Raw genomic sequence first — 22,773 nt, 5'->3', positions numbered from 1 at the left:
CGTTCCGGCCGGGTAGGTCCGACCTACGCCGCTCGCCGCGCGGCGTGTCGCCGCGGTACCGCGGTCTTACCGGGCGTCGGAGGGATGGAGGGGATTTTTGACACCCGGTACCCTCCACGGTCGTATGCGCGTCGCGTTCGTCTCGATGGAGACGACTCACTACCGCGACACCGAAGGGGCACGCCGGTTCGAACGCGTCGCACGACACCTGGCCGCCCGCGGCCACGACGTGACCGTCTTCTGTACGCAGTGGTGGGACGGCACCGACGAGACCGTCGAGCGCGACGGCGTCACCTACCGCGGCGTGACCATCTCGCCGGCGCTCACCTCCTTCGCCGTCCGGATCCCCGCCTTACTCGCCCTCTACGACCCAGACGTCGTCCACGCCCGCCCGGACCCCCCGGTGACGACCCTCGCCGCCAGCCTCGGCGGGACGCTCGCCCGCGCGCCGCTCGTCGTCGAGTGGTTCGGCGACGCCGCCATCGAAGCGTCGCGTTTCCACGAGCGCACCGCGACGCTCCCGGAGATGGTCGTCACCCCCTCGGAGATGGTCCGCACGCGCGTCCGCGAGCTCGGCGCGACAGAAGCGACCTCGCAGGTGATCCCCGAGAGCATCGACGTGTCGCTCGTCCGCGAGACCGACCCCGCGGAGGAGACCGACGTCGTCTACGCCCACCCGCTGGACGAGAGCGCGAACCTGGAGAGCTTCCTGCTCGGACTCGCCGAGCTGCGCGACCGCGACTGGAGCGCCACCATCGTCGGCGACGGTCCCGAACGCGCGGGCTACGAACGACAGGTCAGCGACCTGCGGATCGACGACCGGGTCACCTTCGCCGGCGCCTGCGACCGCGAGGAGCGGGTCGCCATCTACAAGGGCGCACACGCGTTCGTCCAGACGGCCCGGCGTGAGTACTTCGCCACCGAACTGCTGTGGGCGATGGCCTGCGGCTGCGTCGGGATCGTCGAGTACCAGGCCGAGTCCAGCGCCCACGAACTCATCGAGGGAGCGGAACGGGGCTTCCGCACCACTTCGCCCGAGCAGATAGCCGACGCCATCGTCGACGCCGGCGAGTTCGAGCGCCTCACCGTCGACGAGGACTGGGCCGAGTACGACCGCACTCCCGTCCTCGAACGATACCTCCAGACCTACCGCGACCTGCAGGCCGAGTACGGGCTGTTCTGACGGCAGCGAGCGGTCCGCGGATCACTCCGGACCGCTCGCCGACGGACCCTTCCCGCTCGAACGCCTACGTGGTCGAAGACCGATGATCCCACCGCTCGTCCGCCGCTGCCCCGAGTGCGGCAAGATCGGGCTGGCGCGGTCGTTCGCCACCGTCGACGACGGCCACCGCGTCGAGTGTCCCCGCTGCGGTCACCGCTTCCGGGTGCTCGCGGATCCAGTCTTGAACTGACAGCGAGGTCACTCGGACGGTCGCGCGGACGAACGGCCGCCGCCGCGTCTGTGAAACGTCCATCGTCTCGCCGCACCGCCGTATCGAAAACTGCATCGTCGCGCCGCCGCGTCGAAATCAATTTCAATACCAATAATTTGGACGGTCGAGTTATATCGGATTAATCGGATCTGATCGGTGTGTATGGACATCCCCCTCGACCTCGTCTGGTATCACTTCTGGTCATCAGCGCTTGTGGGGTTACTGGGGCTAGTGTCGATGCGTTTGATTTCGTCGCGCTACTCATCGACGGGCCGCGATGGCTCTACCAGCTGGATCTCCTCACGGCGTGTCTCCTTACTGCTCTTGTTGTCGGTGTGGACGCATATCGTCGTAGACGTGTTCGAGCACGACTCCCTGCCGAAGATCGGGAGCGGCCTCGGCGGACTGATCGACGCACTCCTTAGCGTCGTCTGAGCGGTCGGCCGCGCTACCGGCCGTCGAACGTCGCCCGCACGAACAGCCATTCGCCCTCGTCGAGGTCGTCGTCGAGCACTGTGTCGTCCTCGACCGACAAGCCCGCCTCCTCCAGCAGTTCCAGGCTCCGGTCGCGGCCGTGGAAGCTCCACTGCATCGCCGCGCCGCTGTCGAGCCAGTCGTCGTTCTCCCCCTCCCACTCGCCGACGCCCGTGGTGAGGAGCAACCGGCCACCCGGCCTGAGAACGCGGGCGAACTCCCGGAAGACGGTCTCGTGGTGTTCGCGCGGGACGTGGATGACCGAGTGCAGCGCGGTGAGGGCGTCGACGGCGCCGTCGGCGACCGGAAGTCGTGTCAGGTCGCCGCGGACCAGTCGCGCGCCGGGCGCGCGCTCGCTCGCCAGTCGCAGTTGCTCCGGCGAGAGGTCCACTCCGACGGTCTCGTAGCCGTCTGCGAGCGTTTCGAGGACGGCCCGGCCGCCACCGCAACCGGCGTCGAGGACGCGCGACCCCGCGGGGAGGTCCGCGACGAGCGACTCGACGAACGGTACCTCGTCGGCGCCATCTCGGTCGGCGTCGTACGCCTCGGCCACGCCGTCGTACCCCTGCATGACGACGCGCGCCCACTCGTCGTGGTCGCGCGCGTCGTCGGTCGACGGCTCGTCGGACGGCGTCTCGTCGTTCATATCCCCGAGTGCCGGAAGACAGCGAGAAAAGCCTGTCGGGCGCCCGGCAGTCGATCACACGCGACGGTCCGCTCAGCCGTCGAACCGGTCGGGGTCGGCCGCGGCCTGGGCGACGCGGACGGCCGCGACGTTCTCGTGGGCGTCGTGGACGCGGATCACGTCGGCGCCGCGCTCGGCGGCCAGCGCCGTGCCCGCGACCGTCTCGTCGAGCGCTCCCTCGCGCCCGCCCTCCGTGAGTTCGAACATCGACTTCCGCGAGTGGCCGACGAGTATCGGGCAGTCCAGCGCCGCGAGTTCGTCCAGCCGGCCGAGCAGCTCGAAGCTCTCTGCGGCCGACTTGCCGAAGCCCAGGCCGGGATCGACGAGGATCTGCGATCGGTCTAGCCCCGCCTTCTCGGCGAGCAGGACGCGCTCGGCGAGGTAGTCGATCACGTCGTCGACCACGTCGTCGTACTCGACGCTGGTCGTCGGATCGACCGGCGCCTCGATGCTGTGCATGACGACCACCGGCGCGTCGTACTCGGCGGCGACGAGTCGCATCTCGGGGTCCTCCAGCCCCGAGACGTCGTTGAGCAGGTCCGCGCCCGCGTCGAGCGCCGCCCGGGCGACCGCCGCCTTGCGCGTGTCGATGGAGATCATCGCGTCGAGGTCGACTATCTCCTCGATGATCGGGACGACGCGGTCGATCTCCTCGTCTTCGGGGACGGCCTCGCCGCCGGGTCGCGTCGACTCGCCGCCGATGTCGAGGATCTCGACGCCCGCCTCGACCATCCGCTCTGCGCGCTCGCGCGCGTCGGCGACGGAGTTGTACTCGCCGCCGTCGTGGAAGCTGTCCGGCGTGATGTTGAGAATACCCATGACCGCGGTGCCGTCCTCCCAGGGGTAGCCGCGGTCGGCGACGCCGGCGTCGTCGGTCCCGGAGTCCTCGGCGCGAGTCGCGACCGCCGTCGGTTCGTTGGGGCCGGGAGTCCCGTCGAGCGCGGTCCCGATCTCGGCGGCGAGCGGTTCGAGGTCGCCCTCGCGGTCCGCGAGGTCTCCGACGAGGCGGTCGAACTGCGACCGGGTGCCCATCAGCACCGCGTCGACGGACTCCTCGTCCTGGTCGGCCAGCGCCGAGAGGGCGCACTCGCCGCCGAGCGCGCGCAGTTCCGACTGCAGTCGACGCGCCTGCCGCGGGCGGAGTCGGGTCCGCAGGACCCGGTGGACGGCGTCGCCGCTCGCCGCCGTTGCGTCGGCCTCGGCGACGTGTGCACGGTCCAGCGTTTCCCGGGCCTCGGCGAGCGAATCGACCCGCGCGGGGACTGTGGGTCGGGCCCAGCGCGTCCGGGCTTCGGCGACCGCGTACAGCGACCCGGCGACGACCACGGCGTCGGCCGGACCGGCCGCGGCGAGCGCCCGGTCGAGCGCACCGGCGACCGGTTCGTGGGTGTCGACGGCCGCTTCCGTCTCTTCCGCGAACGCCCGGGCGATGACGTCCACCGACTCGGCCCGGTCGTGGTCCGGCCGGCAAGCGACCACTCGGGTCAGGTCCGCGTCGGCGAACGCCGCCGCGATCCCGCGGTGGTCCTTGTCGGTCATCGCACCCGCCACGAGGTACAGGTCGTCGTAATCGAACGACTCCAGCACGTCGACCGTCGCCTCGCACCCGCCCGGGTTGTGCGCGCCGTCGAGGACGACCAGCGGGTCCCGACCCATGACCTCGAATCGGCCCGGCCAGTGGGCGTTCCGGAACCCGCGTTCGACGGCCTCGCTCGACAGATCCGCGTCGAGCGTGTCGGCGACCTGTCGGACGAGCACCGCGGCGACGCCCGCGTTGCGGGCCTGGTGAGGGCCCAACAGCGGCAGATGCGTCTCGAGGTGCCAGGCGTCGTCACTCCCGTCAGCGTCGTCGCCGTCACCTCCGTCCGAACCGTCGCCCTCAATCTCGACCGCGCCCTCAAGCCCCTCGCGGCCGCCGTAGCGGACCGTCACGTCGGGGTCGCCGGCGTCGGTCCAGTCCTCGTCGGCGACGGCCACCACGTCGGCGACCTCGTCCCGGATGGCCGCCAGCGCGTCGCCCGTCGCGGCGGTCACGAGCGGGGCGTCCGCCGGCGCGACGCCGGCCTTGTCGCGGGCGATCTCGCCGACGGTGTCGCCGAGGAGGTCGGTGTGTTCGAGCGTGACCGCGGTGATCGCGCTCGCGATCGGATCGACGACGCTGGTCGCGTCGAGCGTCCCGCCGATGCCGACCTCGAGGACCGCCACGTCCACGTCCTGGCGGTCGAACTCCCAGCAGGCCATCGCGGTGACCGTCTCGAAGAATGTCGGCGACTCGCCGTCGGTCGCCCGGTCGGTCGCGTACTCGCGGAACTCGCCGACGAAGTCGGAAACCGCCGACTCGGTGATCGGCCGGCCGTCGACGCGTACCCGCTCGCGCACGTCGGAGAGATGCGGCGAGGTGTACAGCCCGACCGAGAGCCCGGCCTCCCGGAGCGCGCGCTCGACCATCCGGGCCGTGCTCCCCTTGCCGTTCGACCCCGCGACCTGAACGCACCGCAGGTCATCGTGGGGGTCGCCGAGGTGGGCGAGTAGCTCCCGCGTCGGGTCGAGGCCCGGCCGCGGCGAGAACCGGCGCAGATCGAAGAGAAACTCCGCCGCCTCGTGAAAGTCCATGCACGTGCGGTTCCAGATGGGTCCGCTTAGACCTGTCGGACTCACCAACGTGTGCGTCGCGACGGTCGACACAGTCGCCACGGAACGACCGGAGACCTCCGCGTTCCACGCCCGCGGCCGGGCTACAGGCTCCGCCGCTCGACCCCTGGATCGACCCCCGCGGCCTCCAGATCCATCCGGATACGCTCGCGCAGCGGCGTCGGGACGGTGTCGCGCCCGACCGGAACGGCCGTCTCGCCGCCCTCTGCGGGCGGGACCTTCCAGTAGATCACGCAGCCGCTCGGGGCGTAGTATTCGACGCTGTAGCGGTCGCCCTCGCCCTCGTAGTGGACTCGCGCAGCGGACCCCTCGACGCGCCACCCCTCGCGGTCGGCGAGGCCGTCGAGCGACTCGCTCGAACCGACCTCGCTCCCCGGGCCCTCACTCATCGTCGCGGTCGTCGGCCGGTCCGTCGACCAGCGGGTCCCGCGGGGGGTCCTCGCCGAACTTCCGGACCGCCGCCGCGACGACGGCGAGCGCTGCGAGACCGACGAGCGCGCCGACGTCGGAGTCGTCTCTCGGCCGACCGACGGTCTCCGGTCCGTCGCGTTCTCCCGCTTCGTCGGCATCGTCCTCCCGCGCCCCGGACACGTCCTCCGCGTGGTGGACGGTCTCGTCGAGGGGGCGGTCCGCGTACTCCTCGCGGTCGCGGGTCGGCGTCTTCGCTCGGCGTCGCGCTTCGGGCACGTCGCCGCTCACGTTCTCTGGCGACGGGAACGCGGACTCGTCGTCGCTCCCGATTGTATCGCCCGCGGCGTCCTTCGCCTTCCCCAGGTAGCGGTAGGCGAGAAAGCCGACGACCGCGAGCACGACGAGCACGACGCTCCCCTTCAGGAGGACCGGTTTGAGCTTTTCCTTCCAGCCGTCCTCGTCGTCAGTGTCTTCGTCCCCCGGCGACGGGACAGGGTCGGCGAACCGCGACGGCTCGTCGCCGGGGCTCGGCGTGTCCGCACCGGTGTTCGGACCGGCGCTGGTCCCCACGGGGATACGCCCCCCCGAGTCGTCGTCGACGGCGTCGTCCACGAGGTCGTTCCCGATATCGGCGTCGTCGGTCGCGTCGAGGTCGTCGGTCGGTCCGTCGGTGTCGCGGCGACCGCTCGCGCCGCTCTCGTCGCGCGGATCGCGTCCGCCGTCGGTGAGTTTCTCCAACTCCTCCTCCGAGAGCAGACGCTCGACGAAGCCGCCCACTGGCGACTCGTCGAGGTCGATCCCCAGCAGCGTCTTTCCCATGTCACGCCGTTGGGGCGTCGCCCGGAAATAACTGGCTGGTCGACGCGGCCCGACCCGGCGTCAGTGCCGTTCGGCGATGCGCTGGTCGTCGTTCCCGGCGCCGAGTTCGTCGTCGATCGCCGAGACGCGGTCGCGGTGGACGCCCTCCTCGTCCATCACCCGCTGCATCCGCTCCTCGAACTCGAACTCGGAGATGTCGCCGGAGACGTAGCGGTCTTTCAGCCGCCGGATCCGGTCGTCGGCGCGCCGGTCGGGCGAGCGCGAGTCGAAGTGCTCCACGAGGTCGGAGAGGCCGACCAGTCGCGCGATCTCGCTTTCGCGCTCGACGTAGGAGGCGACCTGTCCGAGGCGGACCCCCGCGAACTCTGTCCGGTCGCTCACCGCCGAGGAAGCTCGCGTCGCCAGCCCGGCCCCGGCCGCGACGAGTCCGACCGTGGTCCCCGGCACGCCCACGATCAGGCCGAAGAGAAACAGCGGCAGTAAGGTCCCGAGCGTCGACGCGCCGCCGAGACCGAGCAGTGCCCAGAACGCCCACGCGGCCACGCCGAGGGCGGAGACGGCCGTCAGCGTGGCGAAGACGAGCGACAGCGCGACGGTCGCCAGGAGGTGTTCGCGCGCCCAGTCCGTGAGTCCCATGTCCGTGCCAACGTCGCGAGCACACCTAAGGACACCGGCCGGGTCGCGGTCCGGCGATCAGTTCGATGCTCGGCGGGGCCCTTCCCGGGTCGTCGGTCGGCAGTGGAACTTACAGTTCGACGTTCTCGCGCGCCTCGGCCAGCAGTTCCTGCACGTCGACGGCCTCGTCGCGCTCGCTGCTCTCGATGGCCGCCTCGACGAGCGCGACGGACTGGAGGTTCGACTCCACGTCGGTCGCCATCGGCTCCCCGGTGTCCAGCCAGTCGAGGAACTGCCCGACGAGCCACGCGTTCGCCCAGTGGTCCTGCTCGTCGAGGGGGACGGCCTCGCCCTCGACCTCGTTCGTGCCGCCGACCGTCTCTTCGGCCTGGTCGTAGGGATACCGGGTGATCTCGCGGCCGTCGAGGACGAGCGTCTCGTCGCGGCACTCGGCGCGGAGGTAGTCGTTGCCCCAGCCGTTGAGGGTGGTGGCGTTGGCCTTCGCCCCCTCCCAGGTGGCGCGGACGCCGTTCTCGAAGCGCATTTGCACTGTGGTCTGCACGTCGTCCTGATACTCGGCCCACTCGGGGAGCCACGTGTCGGCGTAGAGCCGCTCGCACTTCGCCCCGGCCATGTCCGCGAGGAAGTCGAGCTGGTGGACCGCGCCCTCGACGAGCAGCGGATTGTCCATGTCGTGGCGGAAGGCGCCCCAGGCGCCGTACGTGCGGGCGTTGCAGGTGAACCGGCCGACCAGGTAGTCGAGGGGGCCGGTCTCACCCGAACGCAGGCGCCGGCGCATCGTCGTCTTGTCCCGGTCGAAGCGGTGGCTCATCGTCACGCCCATCTTCAGGCCCGCTCGCTTCACCTTCTCCGCGATGCGGACGGAGGCTTCGAGCGTGTCGGCGATCGGCTTCTCCGAGAGGACGTCCAGGTCGTGCTCGACGGCCGCGTCGACGACCTCCTCGTGCGTCCACGGCGGCGTCACGACGGTGCAGAAGTCCGCGTCGGTCTCCGCGAAGGCGGTCTCCGTGTCGGTGTAGCAGTCGGACTCCTCGAGACCGAGGTGTTCGACGGCGTTCTCGTGCGCGTCGGGGTCGACGTCGACGGCGGCGACGACGTCGATCCGGCCGCTCTCCACGTGCGGCGGCAGGTACGATTCGCACCAGCGAGCGCCCTGCCCGCCGGTCCCCACTTGGATAACGCGGTACGTCATACCCTATCGCGCACGCCATCGGACCGTAAGTGGTGCGATCGCGGAACCGCCCGCCCGCTCCGGTGTGACCGCAACTCCGTCCCGCTTGTCAGTCGTGACGGAAGGCGCGCTGACCGGTCATGACCATCGCAATGTCGTGCTCGTCGGCCGCCTCGGTGACGATGTCGTCGTTCTTCGACCCGCCGGGCTGGATGACCGCCTCGATGCCCGCCTCGGCGGCCTTCTCGATGCCGTCCGGGAACGGGAAGAAGGCGTCCGACGCCATCACGGCGCCCTCGGCGTCCTTGCCCTCGGCGTCCTTCTCGGCTTTCATGCCCGCGATCTCGACCGCGTCGACGCGGGAGACCTGCCCGGCGCCGACGCCCACCGTCTCGGTTCCCTTCGCGAAGACGATGGCGTTCGATTTGACGTGCTTGATGGTCTGCCAGGCGAACAGCATCGCCTCGATCTGCTCGTCGGTCGGTTCGCGCTCGGTGACGACCTCCAGGTCGTCGGGGGTGAGCGACTGGGTGTCCCGCTCCTGGACGAGCCGGCCGCCGACGAGTTTCTTCTCGGTGACGGTCTCGGTGACGTCGTACTGGTCGGAGACGTCGAGGACGCGCAGGTTGTCCTTCTCGAAGAGAGTTTCGAGCGCGGCGTCGGTGTAGCCCGGCGCGACGACGACCTCCTTGAACGAATCGATGATCTGCGCGGCGGTCTCCTCGTCGCACTCGCGATTGAGGGCGACGATGCCGCCGAATGCGCTCTTGGGGTCGGTCGCGAGCGCATCGGCGTAGGCGCCTGCGAGCGTGTCCGCCGTCGCGCAGCCCGCGGGGTTGGTGTGCTTGATGACTGCCGCGGCGGGCTCGTCGAACTCCTTGATGAGGTTCAGGGCGCCGTCGGCGTCGTTGTAGTTGTTGTACGACAGCGCCTTCGCGCCCTCGTTCAACTGGTCGGCGTGGACGACGCTGGCCTCGTCGACCGTGTTGTCTGCGTAGACCGCGGCGTCCTGGTGCGGGTTCTCCCCGTAGCGCAGGTCCGCGGCGCGATCCTCGGAACTGAACAGGCGAGCGGGTAGGTCGCCACCGATGTCGGCCTCGACGGAGACCTGATTCGCTTCGTAGTCGACCGTCACGTCGTCCTCGGCGAACCACTTCACCGCTCGCGGGTAGGCCTTGAACTCGCCCTCGTAGAGGACGCGATCTTTGAGGTCGTCCTCGTCGTCGCCGTCGTAGACGGGAATCGGTTCCTGGGTGACGACGGGGCCGCCGTCGACCTCCGCTTCGATGATCTCACCGTCCTCGTCGATGGCGTTGGTGACGACGTGAACGGTACAGCCCACTACTTTCGCGCCGTAGTCGAGCGCGTCGCCCCAGGCGTCCATGCCCGGGAAGGCGGGGAGCAGTGACGGGTGGACGTTCAGCGTCGTCGGCGCGTCGTCGAGGAACGTGTCCGACAGCAGGCGCATGTAGCCGTCGAGGGTCACCAGATCGAAGTCGTACCCGTCGAGCGCGTCGACGACGCGCTCCTCGTGGTCGCGGCGGTCCTCGCCTTCGTCGCGCTCGACGACTTCGGTCGGGATCCCCCGCTCTGCCGCCGCGTCGAGCACGGGCGCGTCGGCGTCGTTGGTGAGAATGACGGCGAACTCCGCCCCTCCGGGGGCGCGGTCGGCGATGTTCAGCAGGTTCCGTCCGCGATTGCTTGCGAGTCCCGCGAGTTTCATGTGTAAACGCCGGTCGCCGCCGCGCAAAGTAGTTGCGAATAGGCTGAGACACAGTCGACACGGTCGACACAGTGGCGACGTCGCTTCGCCGGGAAGCCGGCGAATGCGGCCGGGCCCGCTCGCGAACGCCGACCGACACCCTCTTTGGTCGACTCGCCGCAGGAGCGCACATGACCGACCGTTCGCCACTGCAGGCCGTCTCGCCGCTGGACGGGCGCTACGCCCGCTACACCGAACCGCTGGTGCCCTACGCCAGCGAGCAGGCGCTGATGCGAGCCCGCACGCACGTCGAAGTGGAGTACCTCGTCGCTCTCTCCGACCTCCCGCAGACGCCGCTGACGATGGACCGAGCCCACCGCGAGGAGCTCCGCGCCGTCTACGAGGAGTTCGACGGGGACGACGCCGTCCTCGTCAAACAGATCGAGACCGAAGGCTACGGGGACTACGCCGCGACGAACCACGACGTGAAGGCCATCGAGTACTTCGTCCGCGAGCGACTGCCCGCGGACCTGGACGCCGCCGAGTGGATCCACTTCGGCCTCACCAGCGAGGACGTGAACAACCTCGCCCACCGACTGCTCGTCAAGCCCGCCGTCGAGGACGTACTGGTTCCCGAACTTCGGGAGGTTCGCGACGCGCTCATCGAGATGGCTCGCGAGTACCGCGACCTGCCAATGCTCGCGCGCACCCACGGCCAGCCCGCGACGCCGACGACCTTCGGGAAGGAACTCGCGGTGTACGCCTCCCGGCTGGGTCGCGCGCTCGGCCGGATCGAACGGGCGACCGATGAGATCTCGGGCAAGCTAGCGGGCGCGTCGGGCACCTATGCCGCCCACGAAGCCGCCTACCCCGACGTGGACTGGCCCGCCTTCTCGCGGGCGTTCGTCCGCGATCTCGACCTGGACCACGAGCCCGTCACGACGCAGGTCAACCCCTGCGACGACCTCGCCGCGGTGTTCGACGCGCTCCGCGGCGCGAACAACGTCCTCCTCGACCTCGATCTCGACGTGTGGCTCTACGTCTCCGACCGCTACCTCGGCCAGGAGACGACCGCGGGCGAGACGGGGTCGTCGACGATGCCGCACAAGGTCAATCCGATCGACTTCGAGAACAGCGAGGGCAACCTCTCGAAGGCCAACGCGGACCTGACCTTCCTCGCCGACTACGTCACCAAGTCCCGCCTCCAGCGCGACCTCTCGGACTCGACGGTCAAGCGAAATATGGGCGCCGCACTGGCCCACTGCCTCATCGGGTACTCGAAGCTCCAGAACGGCCTCGGCAAGGTCGTCCCCAACGAGCAGGTGATGGCCGACGACCTCGAATCGACGCCCGAGATCATCGGCGAGGCCGTCCAGACGATCCTCCGCCGAGAGGGCTTCGACGACGCCTACGAACACGTCAAGAAGGCGACCCGCGGACGCGACGTCTCGATGGACGACTTCGCGGCGATGATCGACGACCTCGACGTGAGCGAGGACGTCCGCGAGGAACTCCACGCGCTGACGCCCGCGGGATACACCGGCGTCGCCAGCGAGTTGGTGGACGACGCGCACCAGTGATCGGCCCCTCCGTCACGGCCCACAGACATTAGGCCGTGAGACGCCTACGCACACGCATGTTCCGCGACCGAACGGACGCGGGCGAACGGCTCGCAGATGTCCTCGAAGCGAAGGGAGTCGCGGCCGATATCGTCGTCGCCATCCCCCGCGGGGGGTTGCCGCTCGGTCGCGCCGTCGCCGACCGCCTCGGGGCGCCGCTGGACGTGATCGTCGCCTCGAAGATCGGCGCGCCGCGCAACCCGGAGTTCGCGCTCGGCGCGGTCGCCGAGGACGGCGCCGTCTGGCTCAACGAGGTCGCACTCGACCGGGCGGCCCCCTCGGAGGAGTACCTGGCGACCGAGCGGGAACGCGAGCGGGCGGTCGCCGCCGAGAAAGCCGGGACGTACCGCGAGGGTGATCGGCCCGACTTCGCCGGGAAGCGAGTCGTGGTCGTCGACGACGGCGTCGCGACGGGCGCGACGATGCGGGCCTGTCTCCGGCTGGTCCGCGACGACGGCCCCTCCTCGCTGGTGGCCGCCGTCCCCGTCGGTCCGCCGGACACCCTGGAGGAACTCGAATCGCTCGCGGACGCGGTGATCTCGGTCGAACGGCCCCGACGCTTCCGCGCAGTCGGCGCTCACTACAGGAACTTCGGCCAGGTCAGCGACGAACAAGCGATGTCGTACCTGGCGTGACCGCGCGTCGGCGGCTCAGGCGGTCGGCTCGTCGCCGCGGAGCCGCGGCAGCACGATGTGGTAGGCGACGTTGAGTCCCGCGTAGATGAGTACGGCGCCGAAGACGGCCTCCCAGAGGCCGAGCGTCGTCTGTCCGGTGGTGAGGTCGTGGAGGCCCGCTTGCTCGGCGAGCGCGCCGACGACGGTCAGCGCACTCGCGACTGCGACGTAGAAGACCACGCCGAGCGCCTCGGCGAGCGGTCCCACGAGGAGTTCTCGCATGGGCACCCGATATGCGACAACCGCACATATGGCTTTCGTGAGGACGGGTGACGGAGTACCACGCGAAGGTGTCTCCTCGATTAGAGTGTGAACGTGACGCGTGAGACCCGTCCTCCGGGACCAGGGGTTACTTTTCTGCTCACGTGATAGGCAGTATTATGTGGTCATCCCTGCTCACAGCAGCATTTGAGGTCGGTCTCTTACAGTACACTGTGCCAGTCGTCGGTATCGAGTTGGAACAGACGGCAGTCACCGGGATCGGCATCCTCCTGATTCTGCTGCTCCTCCTGGGGTCGGGCTTTTTCTCCTCGTCGGAGATCGCGCTGTTCTCCCTGCCGGCCCACCAGATCGACGCGATGGTCGAGCAGGGCTTGATCGGTGCGCAGGCGGTCAAGTCCCTCAAAGAGGACCCCCACCGCCTGCTCGTGACGATCCTCGTCGGGAACAACATGGTCAACATCACGATGTCCTCCGTCTCGACGACCATCGTCGGCTTCTACTTCGACCCGGGGACGGCGGTCATCGTCTCGTCGCTCGGTATCACGTCGATGGTGCTCGTGTTCGGCGAGAGCGCGCCGAAGTCCTACGCCGTCGAACACACCGAAGTGCACGCGCGGCGCGTCGCCCGAGGGCTGAAAATCGTCGAGAAGGTGCTGTGGCCGCTCATCACCATCTTCTACTACCTGACGGGCCTCGTGAACAAGGTCACCGGCGGCAGCCCGTCCATCGAGTCGACGTACGTCACCCGCGACGAGCTCCGGAACATGATCAAGACGGGCGAGCGCGAGGGCATCCTCGACGAGGACGAACGCGAGATGCTCCAGCGCACCCTCCGGTTCACGGACGCCAGCGCCAAGGAGGTGATGACCCCGCGCCTCGACGTGGTGGCCGTCTCCGCCGAGGCGACCGTCGAGGAGGCGATCAGGCAGTGCATCCAGTCGGGCCACGCCCGGCTGCCGGCCTACGAGGGATCGCTGGACAACGTCACGGGCGTGTTCGACATCCGCGAGTTGCAGGAATCCGACTACGGCGACTTCGACGACCTCGACGTGACGGACGTGGTTACCCCGACGCTGCACGTCCCGGAGTCGAAGAACATCGACGACCTCCTCTCGGAGATGCGCGAGAACCGGATCCACATGGCCATCGTCATCGACGAGTTTGGCGCCACCGAGGGGATCGTCACGATGGAGGACGTCACCGAGGAGATCGTCGGCGAGATCCTCGTGGGCGACGAGGACCGACCGATCGAATCGGTGGACGAGACAGAGGTGCTGGTCCGCGGCGAGGTCAACATCGACGAGGTCAACGAGACGCTCGATATCGACCTCCCCGAGGGCGAGGAGTTCGAGACCATCGCGGGCTTCGTCTTCAACCTCGCGGGTCGCCTCGTCGAGGAGGGCGAGGAGTTCGACTACGAGAACGTGACGCTGCGGGCCGAACAGGTCGAAGACACCCGCATTCAGAAAGCCCGTGTGACCGTCGACCGCGACTCCGCGGATCAGGTCGAAGAGGAGTCACCGGCCAGCGAAGGCGAATCCGATTGACCGGCAGTGTCCCAGCAGTGGAGGACGTTGAATGGGTGACTCGGTCGCTACGAGATTCCCGCGCCGTCGACTCACGAACCCCGGATACTGATCGTTCGCGGCGGGAACACAGGCGAATCAGAGCCACACGGTCCGGGTACAGTCTCCCGCAGTTGGAAGCCACCGCCTTGTAGCATTGGTGACAACCATTAGGGGTTGGGCACCCGTATCCTCGCCTATCGAGCTATGTACGATACCATCCTCCTCCCATTCGACGGTAGTGAGGGCGCCGCTACGGTACTCCATCACGCCAGCGAGATCGCTCACTGGGCCGACGCGACCATCCAGGTGCTCTACGTGGCCGATACGACGCGCGACAGCGTCACCGTCGTCGACGGCGAAACCGTCGATGTGCTCGAACGAAAAGGCGAAGATATCGTCGAGGAATCCGCGAAAACGCTGCACACACTCGGCGTGCCATGCGACACCGACGTCGTCCAGGGCAATCCCGCCCCGACGATCGTCGACTACGCCGAGCGCTACGACCAGGATCTGGTCGTGATGCCAACGCACGGTCGGGAGGGGCTCTCGCGATACCTCAACGGAAGCGTCTCCGAGAAGGTCGTCCGGCTCTCCTCGGCCCCCGTCCTCACAGTCCGCATGCAGCCCGATGAGACGCTCGAGTTCCCCTACGAGAACATCCTCATCCCAACAGATGGGAGCGCCGCCGCGGTGCACGCTTCCGAACACGTCCTCTCACTTGCGGCGTCGCTCGATGCAACCGTGCACGTCCTGTCCGTCGTCGAAGAGGCAGCACTCGGGCCGGACATCCGGTCGACGATCGCCGACAAAGATAGCGAAGAGGCCGCGACCGACGCTGTCGAGACCGTGGCCTCGGAGGCCGAAACACGCGGAGTTGCGAACACTGTCCGCCATATCGAACACGGAACGCCTGTCGAGGAAATTTTCGACTGCATCGAATCGAACGACATCCACGCCGTCGGGATGGGGACGACGGGGAAGCGGGGCACGAGCCGGATCCTGCTCGGCAGTGTCGCCGAAAAGACCGTGCGCTCGGCACCAGTCCCTGTCATGACTGTCGCGGAGCCGGAGTGACTCCGACGGCCGACCGGATCGACCACGTCAGAACCATCCGGTGACCGAGCGGTCCGGACGGCCGGGAAGTCGCCAGCGATTCACACTACGGATCGTGTTCGGCGTCGACCTCCCGCTGGTCGAATACCGCCGTCACGAACAGTCGAACAGCTCCCGACCGCACGCTGGGAGTCCCTACAGTACCGAGTCGACGGCGTCGCGGACCGCCCGCGCGGCCGCGCGGACGTCCTCGCGGCGGACGTACTCGCGCTCGCTGTGGGCGACCGCGCCCGCCTCGTCGGCCAGATCGCCCGGGCCGAAGACGACTGTCGGCGCGTGCTCGGCGAAGTACGATGCCTCGGTCGCGGCGCCGAACGGCCGCACCTCGCCGCCGCTGGCGTTCGCGAGCGACTCGACGAGTTGCTCCCCCGGGTCCGTCGCGAACGCCGTCAGGAAGGGGGTCTCCCGCGGCGTCAGTTCCACCTGCAGGTCCATACCGGTCGGGGCCCACTGGGAGAGGTGCTCCTGCAGCCCGTCCCGGAACTCCTCGGGCGTCTCCGGCGGGACCGGCCGCCGGTCGAACGTGAGCACGCACTCCTCGGGGACCTGGTTGGACGCCTCGCCGCCCTCGATCACGGTCGGCGTGAGCGTCGGGCGGCCGAGCGACTCGTGCTCGCCGGGGCCGCGCTCCTCGTCGAACGTCTCCATCGCCTGCAGGATCGGCGCGACGGCCCGGATCGCGTTCGCGCCGCTCTCGGGCGTGGCCGCGTGAGCGGCCGACCCGGTGATCGTGATCGACCCCTCGTACTGGCCGCGAGCGGCGTTGCAGACGTCCAGTCCGGTCGGCTCGCCGACGACGAACCCGTCGGCGTCGAGGGTCCCGGCGAGGTGTGCGGCGCCGGTCTGGACCGTCTCCTCGTCCGGCGTGATCGCCAGGGTGAGCCGGCACCCGTCCGCCCGGACGCCGGCGGTCAGGAACGCGTCGACCAGCGCCGCGAGCGGTCCCTTCGCGTCGCAGGCGCCCCGCCCTTCCACGACCGCGCCGCCCTCGCGCTCCGCGAAGGGCACGTGCGGCGGCACCGTGTCGATGTGCGTGTTCAGGACGAGGTGCGTCTCGTCCGTGTCGGCGCCGCCGTCCGTATCGCCGTCGTCGTTCTCGACGGCCGCGTCCCCGGATTCGAAGCCGTTCACGGTCCGCGTCGCCAGCGTGTTGCCCGCCTCGTCGATCACCGGGTCGGCGCCGGCCGCCTCCAGCGTCTCGACGAGCAGGTCGCGCATCTCGTCGACAGATTCGTGCGACTCCGTCCGGACCGCTCGTTCGTGGAAATCGAGGGCGTCGAAGGTCATCGCTGTCGAGCGCCCTCCCCGGGACCGGACGCCTCACGCTCGACTCGGGTCACGTCGTCCATCGACTCGCGGCGGCGGACGATCCGCGTCTCGTCGCCCTCGATGGCGACTTCCGCCGGCCGTGGCTGGGAGTGGAACTGGTTGGCGAGTTCGTAGCCGTAGGCGCCCGCGTTGCCGATGGCCAGCAGGTCCTCGCGCTCGGGACGAGCGATCGGTCGATCGGTGCAGAACACGTCCGCGCTCGTGCAGCACGGCCCGCCGACGGACACCGGCTCCGGCTCCCGGTCGGGCGCCGTGACGTTCGCGATCGGGTGATAGGAGTCGAACATCGCCGGCCGGATGAGCGTCGCCAGCGAGGCGTCGACGCCGACGACGGTCGCCTCCGGCGTCTCCTTGACCGTGTTCACTTCGGTCAGGATCACCTCGGCGTCGGCGACGACGTAGCGACCCGGTTCGAGCTTGATCTGCGCGTCCAGTTCGCCGACGGCCTCGCGGACCTGCTCGCCCACCCTCTCCATGTCCAGCGGCTCCTCGTCCTCGCGGTAGGGGACGCCGAACCCGCCCCCGAAGTCGACGAACTCCAGGTCGACGCCGGTCTCGGCCGTGACCTCCCGCGCGAGGTCGGCGACTTTCCCGATGGCCCGGCAGTGGTCGTCCAGGTCGTCGTGCAGGACGCCGCTGCCCATGTGCGCGTGCAGCCCGACGAGGTCGAAGCGCTCGCGCAGGTCGTCGGCCAGTTCGACCACCTCGTCGTAGGGGATCCCGAACTTCGCGTCCTTCCCGGTCGCGACCTTCTCGTGGTGGCCGGTGCCGATACCGGGGTTGATCCGGATGGCGACGCGGCCGTCGTACCCCCGCACTTCCAGCCGGTCGAACGTGTCCCGAGCGCCGCCCGTGACGGCCAGTCCGGGGTGTTCGGCGCCGAGTTCCGCGGCGTAATCCAGGTCCGCGTCCGGCGGGTTGACCGCGGTGTACTGCAGCGTATCGGGCTCCGCGCCCGCGTCGATCGCCCGCTGGAGTTCCCCGCGCGCCGCGCACTCGATGTCCGCGCCGGCGTCGAGCAGCGTCTCCAGCACCGCGCGACCGGTGTGGGCCTTCGCGGCGTACATGACGTGAGCGTCCGGGAACGCGGCCGAGAACCGCTCGTAGTTCGCGGCAACGCGGTCGAGGTCGACGGCGTACAGCGGCGTGTCGTGCTCGGCCGCGAGCGCCGACAGCTGATCGAAGTCCCAGTCCGCGACGCGGCGGACCGGCGGCGAGGCGTGGCTCATTGCCCGAACTCGGGTGACGGCGGCTAACAAGCCTTGCCATCCATCTTTTTCGCTGGGGGGTCGCCTGCGGCGACCCCCGAGCCAAAAACATGGGTGAAAAAGGCCGAACGCTCACTCCGTTCGCGCGAATGCTCAGTACAGAGGACGAATTTAGCAAGCCGCAGTTGTTTCTTCCAGCCCTTTCCGCGGATCTCCGGTTTCGTAGAAGGTGAACCAATCGAGGCATTCGGCTCAACTACCAGGATTTTTGTTGGAAGAATTTGAAATTGGTATATGAAGAAACACCTCTCACTCGCGCTTTGCCTGCTCTTATTGGCCGGTTGCAGCAGTATCGGAGGTGAAGGACCTCATACACCTACTTCGGAAAGTAACGAACCCTGGGAGTATGGAATAGCAATTGAGAACGGGTACGAAACTCAGGAGTTTACCGTGACGTTGATGACGAAAAGTGGCCGGTCCATTGTGAACGAAACCCACCGGATCGACTCAGGCGCACAGTGGAAAGCAACGACGTTAACGGAATCGAAACACAGCGGTCAGGACTACTTGCTCGCCATTTCGGCAACAGACGAAGGGAACCCTGTGGAAAAGGAGATCAGTGCCACCTCTCAGGAAACAGTTTCCTACACATCGGGAGCTACGTTGTACAAGTTCGGCCCGAGTGGGACCGGGGTGTACAACTGCGGTGGCAACGCGACGTGTTATCTGCAGTTCGACGATCAGTGAGCGCGATATTTCTCCCTGACAGCGTAGACTGATTCCTGTAGTGGCTAAGAGCGCGTGTAAGACTTTTCTGCAGGTCTGGAGTGACTACCCACTCAGTATGTATGACGAACCGAATAGACGATGTATCGCGGGCACGGTTTCCAGAGTTGGACACCCTGACCGGAAATCGATGGTTTCGGACAGACCGCTCATGACCCGGTTCCGGAGCACAGCTGGCAGGCGTTACGCTCACCAGAGTAGAGGCAGGCAGTGGGGACGTCGGTCAACCGCGGGGGCCGCAGATTACAGCGTCTGGCCGTTCTTGCACTTTGGACAGTAGATCCGGCCGTCTGCGACCAGTAGGTACGCCTGCTGACATCTATCGCAGCGACCGTTTACGGTCAGGCCACCCACCTCGTTGGCGACTCCCTTGAGAGTGTTCCGCAGGCGGACGGTTTCGCGTTCTTGCCGCTCGAGACGGGCGAGCAGCTGGGTCAACTGCCGTGACCTGGATTGACTCATAGGAGGCCGAGGTCCTCTTCGGTCGGGACACGCTCGACGAGCGTGTCGCAGTCGGAGCAGGATTCCATCTCCTCGCTCACGTAGACCGTTCCACACGACTCACATCGATAGAGTCGTGTCAGCCGGTCCGTGCGCTCCCGCGACCGCGTTTGATGGAGTTCGAAGGGGAGCACCCCTCGAACCGTGCTGACGATACTCATCGGAGAGCGTAGGACCGTTGAACGCATAACTACCGCGGCTAATCAATTAGGCCTCGCGTCGGCGACGACCGAGCGTCAGACGCGACGGGCCGATAGCGCCGGTTCCGCCACGTTCAAATCAGACCGGAGCGACCGTGGGTACAATGACACGGCAAGTGTGGCTGAAAGCCGACGACGAGGTCGGCGACTGGGACGAACGCAAGCGGCGGATCACCGCCGGGCTCGAAGCGGGCGTCGACTGGGTCCTCGTCGACGAGGAAGACGTCGAGCGGGTCCGCGACCTCGGCGCGGTCGACGTCGCGGCGTTCACCAACGGCGACGTCCACGTCATGGACGCCGAAGCGGACGAGGAAGACGAACCGGACATCGCCGTCGTGGGCAAAGACGGCGAGGGCGACGGGTCGATGGACATCCCCGGCGACCTCTCGGGGTCGGCGGATCTGTCCGTCCTCCGCCAGGACGGCAAGGCGACGGCGGGCTACGTCCGCATCTTCGACCAGCGCTACGAGGAGTTCGCCGAGGAAGTCGCGACCGCCGCCGACTACACCATCGTCGTCGGCGAGGACTGGCAGATCATCCCCCTCGAAAACCTCATCGCTCGCATCGGCGACGAGACGAACCTGGTCGCCGGCGTCACGACCGCCGAGGAGGCCCGCACCGCCTACGAGACCCTCGAAATCGGCGCCGACTCCGTCCTGCTTGACACCGACGACCTCGACGAGATCCGCAAGACCGTCGAGGTCCGCGACGAGATGGGCCGCGAACAGGTCGACCTCGTCGAGGCCGAGATCCAGGAGATCGAACAGACCGGTTCCGCCGACCGCGTCTGCATCGACACCGGCAACCTCATGGAACACGACGAGGGGATGCTCGTCGGGTCGATGAGTCGGGGCCTGTTCTTCGTCCACGCCGAAACCGCCGAGTCGCCCTACGTCGCTTCGCGGCCCTTCCGGGTCAACGCCGGTGCCGTCCACGCGTACGTCCGCACGCCCGACGGCGGTACGAAGTACCTCTCGGAGCTCCGCAGCGGCGACGAGGTGCAGGTCGTCGACACCGAGGGACGCACCCGCGAGGCCATCGTCGGCCGCGTCAAAATCGAGAAACGGCCGATGTTCCGCGTCAGCGCCGAGGTCGAGACCGACGACGGCGTCGACCGCATCGAGACGCTGCTGCAGAACGCCGAGACGATCAAGGTCGCCACGTCGGAGGGCCGCAAAGCCGTCACCGACCTCGAAGTGGGCGACGACGTGCTGGTCTACTACGGCGACAAGGCCCGCCACTTCGGCGAGGCCATCGAAGAGAGCATCATCGAGCAGTAACGCGTCCGCGCTTCCGGCCATCCGTTCTCCGTCTTTCTCTCACCGATCTCCTCGCCGATTCGTTCGTTAGACTCACATCTGAGCCGGATTTTCGCGCCGAAAGAGGAGTGATTGTGAGTTCGATGTGAGTTGAAGGGTGAAAATTTAAGTACTATCTCTGCTAGCACTCACATCATGGCGAGAGAGGTGCGGATCACCATCGACGACGACGAGGTCTTCGAGCGGATGAAGGCCCGCAAGCGCGAACTCGACCTCTCCTGGGAGGAGGTGCTCCACCGGGGACTGCGCGAGGTGCCCGAGGAGCGGCCGGGAGAGCCCCACCAGCCCGGGACGGCTCCCGGCCCGGAGGGCAGTCACCGCGCGGAAGACGACCGGCGCGGTCGGCGCGGCCACGACGTCAGCGTCGAGTTGGGCGCCGGACCGTCCGATCCCGGCCCGGGCGGGTCGGACGACTCGATCGGTGCGGTGGTCGAGGAGATCAAGGGGCAGGTCCACGACCAGGTCAGGGAGTCGCTTCGCGCGTCGATGGAGTCCGTCGAGACGGCCGGCGCGGACCTCGAACGCGAGATGACCGAACTCGAACGCGCGGAGGACGCCGTCCTCCGGTTCGACGACGTGACGGGCGACGACCCGCGTTATCAGGTGCCGCTGCGCGTCCGCCTGGAGACGAGCCGCGGCGGTCTCGACTTCGAGGTCGTCGCCGTCCGCGGAGGCAAGTCCGTCTCCGGGATGAACCGCTTCGACCGCGAGACCCGCCAGGCGATCAACGAACACCTCGCCCGCGGCGGGACGGCGACGCTGTCGTTCGACGGCGAGGAGGCCTACGAGGTGGGGCCGGCGATCGCCTGGCGTCGCGACGACGACGGCGCGCCGATCGTCTCCGACGTCGGGATCCCGGAGGTACTCGTCGATGATGAGTGAGCGAACCGATAGCGACGATGCGTCCAGCGAGCGCGACGGCGCCCAGCACGCCGTCGGTGCGGGTTCCGGAGAGCGCGCGGACCCCGCCGCGGTGACGGACACGTTCACGCTGCTCAGCGACGAGACGCGGGTGCGCATCCTCGCGGCCCTCGCCGACGCCGGCGAGGAGGCGGTGCGCTTCTCGGACCTGCGTAGCCGGGTCGACGTGACCGACTCCGGGCAGTTCAACTACCACCTCGACCGGCTCCGCGGCGAACTCGTCGCGAAGACCGACGACGGCTACGCGCTGACCGAGTCCGGACGAGCGGTGGCGCGGCTCCTATGAGAGTCAGCCACTACTTCGAGGGCGAGGGCGTCGTCACCGGCGGGTTCGCCCAGTCGGTCAACAACCAGCGGGCGATCCTCGACGACCACGGGATCGACTACACCACCGAGCCGTCGCTCGACGTCGACCTGCTCCACCTCAACAACGCCGGCCCGCGCTCGATCTACTACGCCAAGCGCGCTCGCCGGCGCGGGATCCCCGTCCTCTTTCACACCCACAACACCGCCGCTGACTTCCGGGACAGTTTCGTCTTCTCGAACGCGCTCGCCCGCCCCCTCGGCCCCTACCTCGCCTACGCCTACGACCAGGCCGACCACCTGATCTGCCCCTCCGAGCACAACCAGGAGGTGATCGCCAGCTACACCGACACGCCTTCCACGGTCATTTCCAACGGCTTCGACCACGAGCGCTTCGCCGGCTGGGACGACCCCGACCTCCGCGAGGAGTACCTCGACCGCTACGACCTGGAACCGCCGGTCGTGTTCATGTTCGGTCACGTCATCAAGCGCAAGGGTCTGCGAACGTTCGTCGAGACGGCCCAGGAACTCCCGGAGTACGACTTCGCCTGGTTCGGCTACCTCAACCCGACCGGCGGGCGACTCGACAGGTTCCTCCAGCCCCGCGAGACGCGCAAACTCGTCGAGTACTCCCCCGAGAACTGCACCTTCACGGGCTACATCGAAGACCCGCGGGGTGCGCCCGCGGCCGGCGACGTGTTCTTCTGGCCGTCGAGAAACGAGAACGAGGGGATGGCGCTGCTGGAGGCGATGCACTGCGGGAAGCCACCCGTCATCCGCGACATCCCCACCTATGAGTGGCTGGCCGACGGCGAGGACTGCCGCAAGTGCGAGACGACCGCGGCGTTCGCCGAGACGATCGCCCGGCTCTGCGAGGACGCCGACGAACGCGACCGGGTCGGCGACAACGCCGCGGAGACGACCGAGCAGTTCACCCTGGACGCCGTGGGCGAGAAGCTGATCACGCTCTACGACGAGGTCGTGAGCGGACCGACGAACGAGCGGACGCCGACCAAGTGAGAGTCCG

At 68.2% G+C, this 22,773-nt stretch carries 23 protein-coding genes; 11 read left to right on the top strand and 12 right to left on the bottom strand.

The window, feature by feature from the left end; translation table 11 throughout:
* The first annotated feature begins 124 nt into the window (after positions 1-124).
* Complete coding sequence (locus ACMGFH_RS00980) at positions 125-1,183, top strand: glycosyltransferase (RefSeq protein WP_415380912.1); 1,059 nt, start codon at positions 125-127, stop codon at positions 1,181-1,183.
* A 64-nt stretch (positions 1,184-1,247) separates the two neighbouring features.
* On the opposite strand, the gene ACMGFH_RS00975 is transcribed toward ACMGFH_RS00980, so the two are convergent.
* Entirely contained in the window at positions 1,248-1,475 is a 228-nt protein-coding gene (locus ACMGFH_RS00975; protein WP_415380911.1) for a hypothetical protein, read from the bottom strand.
* Between the two features lie 120 nt (positions 1,476-1,595).
* On the opposite strand from ACMGFH_RS00975, the gene ACMGFH_RS00970 reads away from it, so the two are divergent.
* Complete coding sequence (locus tag ACMGFH_RS00970; RefSeq protein ID WP_415380910.1) at positions 1,596-1,868, top strand: hypothetical protein; 273 nt, start codon at positions 1,596-1,598, stop codon at positions 1,866-1,868.
* A 13-nt stretch (positions 1,869-1,881) separates the two neighbouring features.
* Here the strand turns inward: ACMGFH_RS00970 and ACMGFH_RS00965 are convergent, their stop codons facing one another.
* The 7 genes from ACMGFH_RS00965 to purH all read right to left on the bottom strand — a co-directional run bounded on the left by ACMGFH_RS00965 (position 1,882) and on the right by purH (position 10,004).
* Positions 1,882-2,553: a class I SAM-dependent methyltransferase gene (locus ACMGFH_RS00965; protein WP_415380909.1), complete on the bottom strand. Its 672-nt coding sequence runs from the start codon at positions 2,551-2,553 to the stop codon at positions 1,882-1,884.
* A 72-nt stretch (positions 2,554-2,625) separates the two neighbouring features.
* Positions 2,626-5,205, bottom strand: a complete 2,580-nt coding sequence (gene folP / locus ACMGFH_RS00960) for a dihydropteroate synthase (protein ID WP_415380908.1) — start codon at positions 5,203-5,205, stop codon at positions 2,626-2,628.
* 122 nt (positions 5,206-5,327) lie between these two features.
* Positions 5,328-5,633 (bottom strand): hypothetical protein, encoded by a 306-nt coding sequence (locus ACMGFH_RS00955; RefSeq protein WP_415380907.1) that lies wholly within the window; start codon positions 5,631-5,633, stop codon positions 5,328-5,330.
* Entirely contained in the window at positions 5,626-6,474 is an 849-nt protein-coding gene (locus ACMGFH_RS00950) for a hypothetical protein (protein WP_415380906.1), read from the bottom strand. The genes ACMGFH_RS00955 and ACMGFH_RS00950 overlap by 8 nt, the downstream gene beginning before the upstream one ends.
* A gap of 60 nt (positions 6,475-6,534) precedes the next feature.
* Complete coding sequence (locus tag ACMGFH_RS00945; protein WP_415380905.1) at positions 6,535-7,110, bottom strand: SHOCT domain-containing protein; 576 nt, start codon at positions 7,108-7,110, stop codon at positions 6,535-6,537.
* Positions 7,111-7,219: 109 nt separating this feature from the next.
* A complete protein-coding gene (locus tag ACMGFH_RS00940; RefSeq protein ID WP_415380904.1) occupies positions 7,220-8,302 on the bottom strand; it encodes a Gfo/Idh/MocA family protein in 1,083 nt (360 codons plus the stop codon).
* 88 nt (positions 8,303-8,390) lie between these two features.
* Entirely contained in the window at positions 8,391-10,004 is a 1,614-nt protein-coding gene (gene purH / locus ACMGFH_RS00935) for a bifunctional phosphoribosylaminoimidazolecarboxamide formyltransferase/IMP cyclohydrolase (RefSeq protein ID WP_415380903.1), read from the bottom strand.
* A gap of 170 nt (positions 10,005-10,174) precedes the next feature.
* Between purH and purB the strand changes: the two genes are divergently transcribed.
* Both purB and ACMGFH_RS00925 read left to right on the top strand, forming a co-directional pair.
* Positions 10,175-11,563: an adenylosuccinate lyase gene (gene purB, locus ACMGFH_RS00930; RefSeq protein ID WP_415380902.1), complete on the top strand. Its 1,389-nt coding sequence runs from the start codon at positions 10,175-10,177 to the stop codon at positions 11,561-11,563.
* A 56-nt stretch (positions 11,564-11,619) separates the two neighbouring features.
* On the top strand, positions 11,620-12,237 hold the full coding sequence (locus tag ACMGFH_RS00925; RefSeq protein ID WP_415380901.1) for a phosphoribosyltransferase: 618 nt from the start codon (positions 11,620-11,622) through the stop codon (positions 12,235-12,237).
* Between the two features lie 15 nt (positions 12,238-12,252).
* Here the strand turns inward: ACMGFH_RS00925 and ACMGFH_RS00920 are convergent, their stop codons facing one another.
* Entirely contained in the window at positions 12,253-12,498 is a 246-nt protein-coding gene (locus ACMGFH_RS00920; protein ID WP_415380900.1) for a hypothetical protein, read from the bottom strand.
* A gap of 158 nt (positions 12,499-12,656) precedes the next feature.
* On the opposite strand from ACMGFH_RS00920, the gene ACMGFH_RS00915 reads away from it, so the two are divergent.
* Positions 12,657-14,045 (top strand): hemolysin family protein, encoded by a 1,389-nt coding sequence (locus ACMGFH_RS00915; RefSeq protein WP_415380899.1) that lies wholly within the window; start codon positions 12,657-12,659, stop codon positions 14,043-14,045.
* Positions 14,046-14,270: 225 nt separating this feature from the next.
* Positions 14,271-15,140: a universal stress protein gene (locus ACMGFH_RS00910; protein ID WP_415380898.1), complete on the top strand. Its 870-nt coding sequence runs from the start codon at positions 14,271-14,273 to the stop codon at positions 15,138-15,140.
* 174 nt (positions 15,141-15,314) lie between these two features.
* Here ACMGFH_RS00910 and ACMGFH_RS00905 read toward each other — a convergent pair whose 3' ends face one another.
* Together ACMGFH_RS00905 and lysA are read right to left on the bottom strand one after the other, a co-directional pair.
* Positions 15,315-16,466: a M20 family metallopeptidase gene (locus tag ACMGFH_RS00905; RefSeq protein WP_415380897.1), complete on the bottom strand. Its 1,152-nt coding sequence runs from the start codon at positions 16,464-16,466 to the stop codon at positions 15,315-15,317.
* Positions 16,463-17,737 carry a diaminopimelate decarboxylase gene (gene lysA, locus ACMGFH_RS00900; RefSeq protein ID WP_415380896.1) on the bottom strand — a complete coding sequence of 425 codons (1,275 nt, stop codon included), beginning with the start codon at positions 17,735-17,737 and terminating at the stop codon, positions 16,463-16,465. The genes ACMGFH_RS00905 and lysA overlap by 4 nt, the downstream gene beginning before the upstream one ends.
* A gap of 273 nt (positions 17,738-18,010) precedes the next feature.
* Here lysA and ACMGFH_RS00895 point away from each other — a divergent pair, with 273 nt between their 5' ends.
* Positions 18,011-18,463 (top strand): hypothetical protein, encoded by a 453-nt coding sequence (locus ACMGFH_RS00895; protein WP_415380895.1) that lies wholly within the window; start codon positions 18,011-18,013, stop codon positions 18,461-18,463.
* 497 nt (positions 18,464-18,960) lie between these two features.
* Here the strand turns inward: ACMGFH_RS00895 and ACMGFH_RS00890 are convergent, their stop codons facing one another.
* Entirely contained in the window at positions 18,961-19,164 is a 204-nt protein-coding gene (locus ACMGFH_RS00890) for a hypothetical protein (RefSeq protein WP_415380894.1), read from the bottom strand.
* A 143-nt stretch (positions 19,165-19,307) separates the two neighbouring features.
* Between ACMGFH_RS00890 and ACMGFH_RS00885 the strand changes: the two genes are divergently transcribed.
* The 4 genes from ACMGFH_RS00885 to ACMGFH_RS00870 all read left to right on the top strand — a co-directional run bounded on the left by ACMGFH_RS00885 (position 19,308) and on the right by ACMGFH_RS00870 (position 22,766).
* Positions 19,308-20,483 carry a 3-dehydroquinate synthase II gene (locus ACMGFH_RS00885; protein WP_415380893.1) on the top strand — a complete coding sequence of 392 codons (1,176 nt, stop codon included), beginning with the start codon at positions 19,308-19,310 and terminating at the stop codon, positions 20,481-20,483.
* A 174-nt stretch (positions 20,484-20,657) separates the two neighbouring features.
* Positions 20,658-21,404 (top strand): hypothetical protein, encoded by a 747-nt coding sequence (locus tag ACMGFH_RS00880; RefSeq protein WP_415380892.1) that lies wholly within the window; start codon positions 20,658-20,660, stop codon positions 21,402-21,404.
* Positions 21,397-21,729: a hypothetical protein gene (locus ACMGFH_RS00875; protein ID WP_415380891.1), complete on the top strand. Its 333-nt coding sequence runs from the start codon at positions 21,397-21,399 to the stop codon at positions 21,727-21,729. The genes ACMGFH_RS00880 and ACMGFH_RS00875 overlap by 8 nt, the downstream gene beginning before the upstream one ends.
* Positions 21,726-22,766 carry a glycosyltransferase family 4 protein gene (locus ACMGFH_RS00870; RefSeq protein ID WP_415380890.1) on the top strand — a complete coding sequence of 347 codons (1,041 nt, stop codon included), beginning with the start codon at positions 21,726-21,728 and terminating at the stop codon, positions 22,764-22,766. The genes ACMGFH_RS00875 and ACMGFH_RS00870 overlap by 4 nt, the downstream gene beginning before the upstream one ends.
* Positions 22,767-22,773 lie beyond the last annotated feature (7 nt).

The sequence above is a fragment of the Halosimplex rarum genome (assembly GCF_047715405.1).
GTDB lineage: Archaea > Halobacteriota > Halobacteria > Halobacteriales > Haloarculaceae > Halosimplex > Halosimplex rarum.
Note: the sequence above shows the minus strand (reverse complement) of the source record. Positions and strands in the feature narration are given on the sequence as shown.

Coding starts and splice junctions, on each gene's coding strand:
- ACMGFH_RS00980 (WP_415380912.1), top strand. CDS start 125: ATGCGCGTCGCGTTCGTCTCGATGGAGACGACTCACTACCGCGACACC.
- ACMGFH_RS00975 (WP_415380911.1), bottom strand. CDS start 1,475: ATGGACGTTTCACAGACGCGGCGGCGGCCGTTCGTCCGCGCGACCGTC.
- ACMGFH_RS00970 (WP_415380910.1), top strand. CDS start 1,596: ATGGACATCCCCCTCGACCTCGTCTGGTATCACTTCTGGTCATCAGCG.
- ACMGFH_RS00965 (WP_415380909.1), bottom strand. CDS start 2,553: ATGAACGACGAGACGCCGTCCGACGAGCCGTCGACCGACGACGCGCGC.
- folP (WP_415380908.1), bottom strand. CDS start 5,205: ATGGACTTTCACGAGGCGGCGGAGTTTCTCTTCGATCTGCGCCGGTTC.
- ACMGFH_RS00955 (WP_415380907.1), bottom strand. CDS start 5,633: ATGAGTGAGGGCCCGGGGAGCGAGGTCGGTTCGAGCGAGTCGCTCGAC.
- ACMGFH_RS00950 (WP_415380906.1), bottom strand. CDS start 6,474: ATGGGAAAGACGCTGCTGGGGATCGACCTCGACGAGTCGCCAGTGGGC.
- ACMGFH_RS00945 (WP_415380905.1), bottom strand. CDS start 7,110: ATGGGACTCACGGACTGGGCGCGCGAACACCTCCTGGCGACCGTCGCG.
- ACMGFH_RS00940 (WP_415380904.1), bottom strand. CDS start 8,302: ATGACGTACCGCGTTATCCAAGTGGGGACCGGCGGGCAGGGCGCTCGC.
- purH (WP_415380903.1), bottom strand. CDS start 10,004: ATGAAACTCGCGGGACTCGCAAGCAATCGCGGACGGAACCTGCTGAAC.
- purB (WP_415380902.1), top strand. CDS start 10,175: ATGACCGACCGTTCGCCACTGCAGGCCGTCTCGCCGCTGGACGGGCGC.
- ACMGFH_RS00925 (WP_415380901.1), top strand. CDS start 11,620: ATGTTCCGCGACCGAACGGACGCGGGCGAACGGCTCGCAGATGTCCTC.
- ACMGFH_RS00920 (WP_415380900.1), bottom strand. CDS start 12,498: ATGCGAGAACTCCTCGTGGGACCGCTCGCCGAGGCGCTCGGCGTGGTC.
- ACMGFH_RS00915 (WP_415380899.1), top strand. CDS start 12,657: ATGTGGTCATCCCTGCTCACAGCAGCATTTGAGGTCGGTCTCTTACAG.
- ACMGFH_RS00910 (WP_415380898.1), top strand. CDS start 14,271: ATGTACGATACCATCCTCCTCCCATTCGACGGTAGTGAGGGCGCCGCT.
- ACMGFH_RS00905 (WP_415380897.1), bottom strand. CDS start 16,466: ATGACCTTCGACGCCCTCGATTTCCACGAACGAGCGGTCCGGACGGAG.
- lysA (WP_415380896.1), bottom strand. CDS start 17,737: ATGAGCCACGCCTCGCCGCCGGTCCGCCGCGTCGCGGACTGGGACTTC.
- ACMGFH_RS00895 (WP_415380895.1), top strand. CDS start 18,011: ATGAAGAAACACCTCTCACTCGCGCTTTGCCTGCTCTTATTGGCCGGT.
- ACMGFH_RS00890 (WP_415380894.1), bottom strand. CDS start 19,164: ATGAGTATCGTCAGCACGGTTCGAGGGGTGCTCCCCTTCGAACTCCAT.
- ACMGFH_RS00885 (WP_415380893.1), top strand. CDS start 19,308: ATGACACGGCAAGTGTGGCTGAAAGCCGACGACGAGGTCGGCGACTGG.
- ACMGFH_RS00880 (WP_415380892.1), top strand. CDS start 20,658: ATGGCGAGAGAGGTGCGGATCACCATCGACGACGACGAGGTCTTCGAG.
- ACMGFH_RS00875 (WP_415380891.1), top strand. CDS start 21,397: ATGAGTGAGCGAACCGATAGCGACGATGCGTCCAGCGAGCGCGACGGC.
- ACMGFH_RS00870 (WP_415380890.1), top strand. CDS start 21,726: ATGAGAGTCAGCCACTACTTCGAGGGCGAGGGCGTCGTCACCGGCGGG.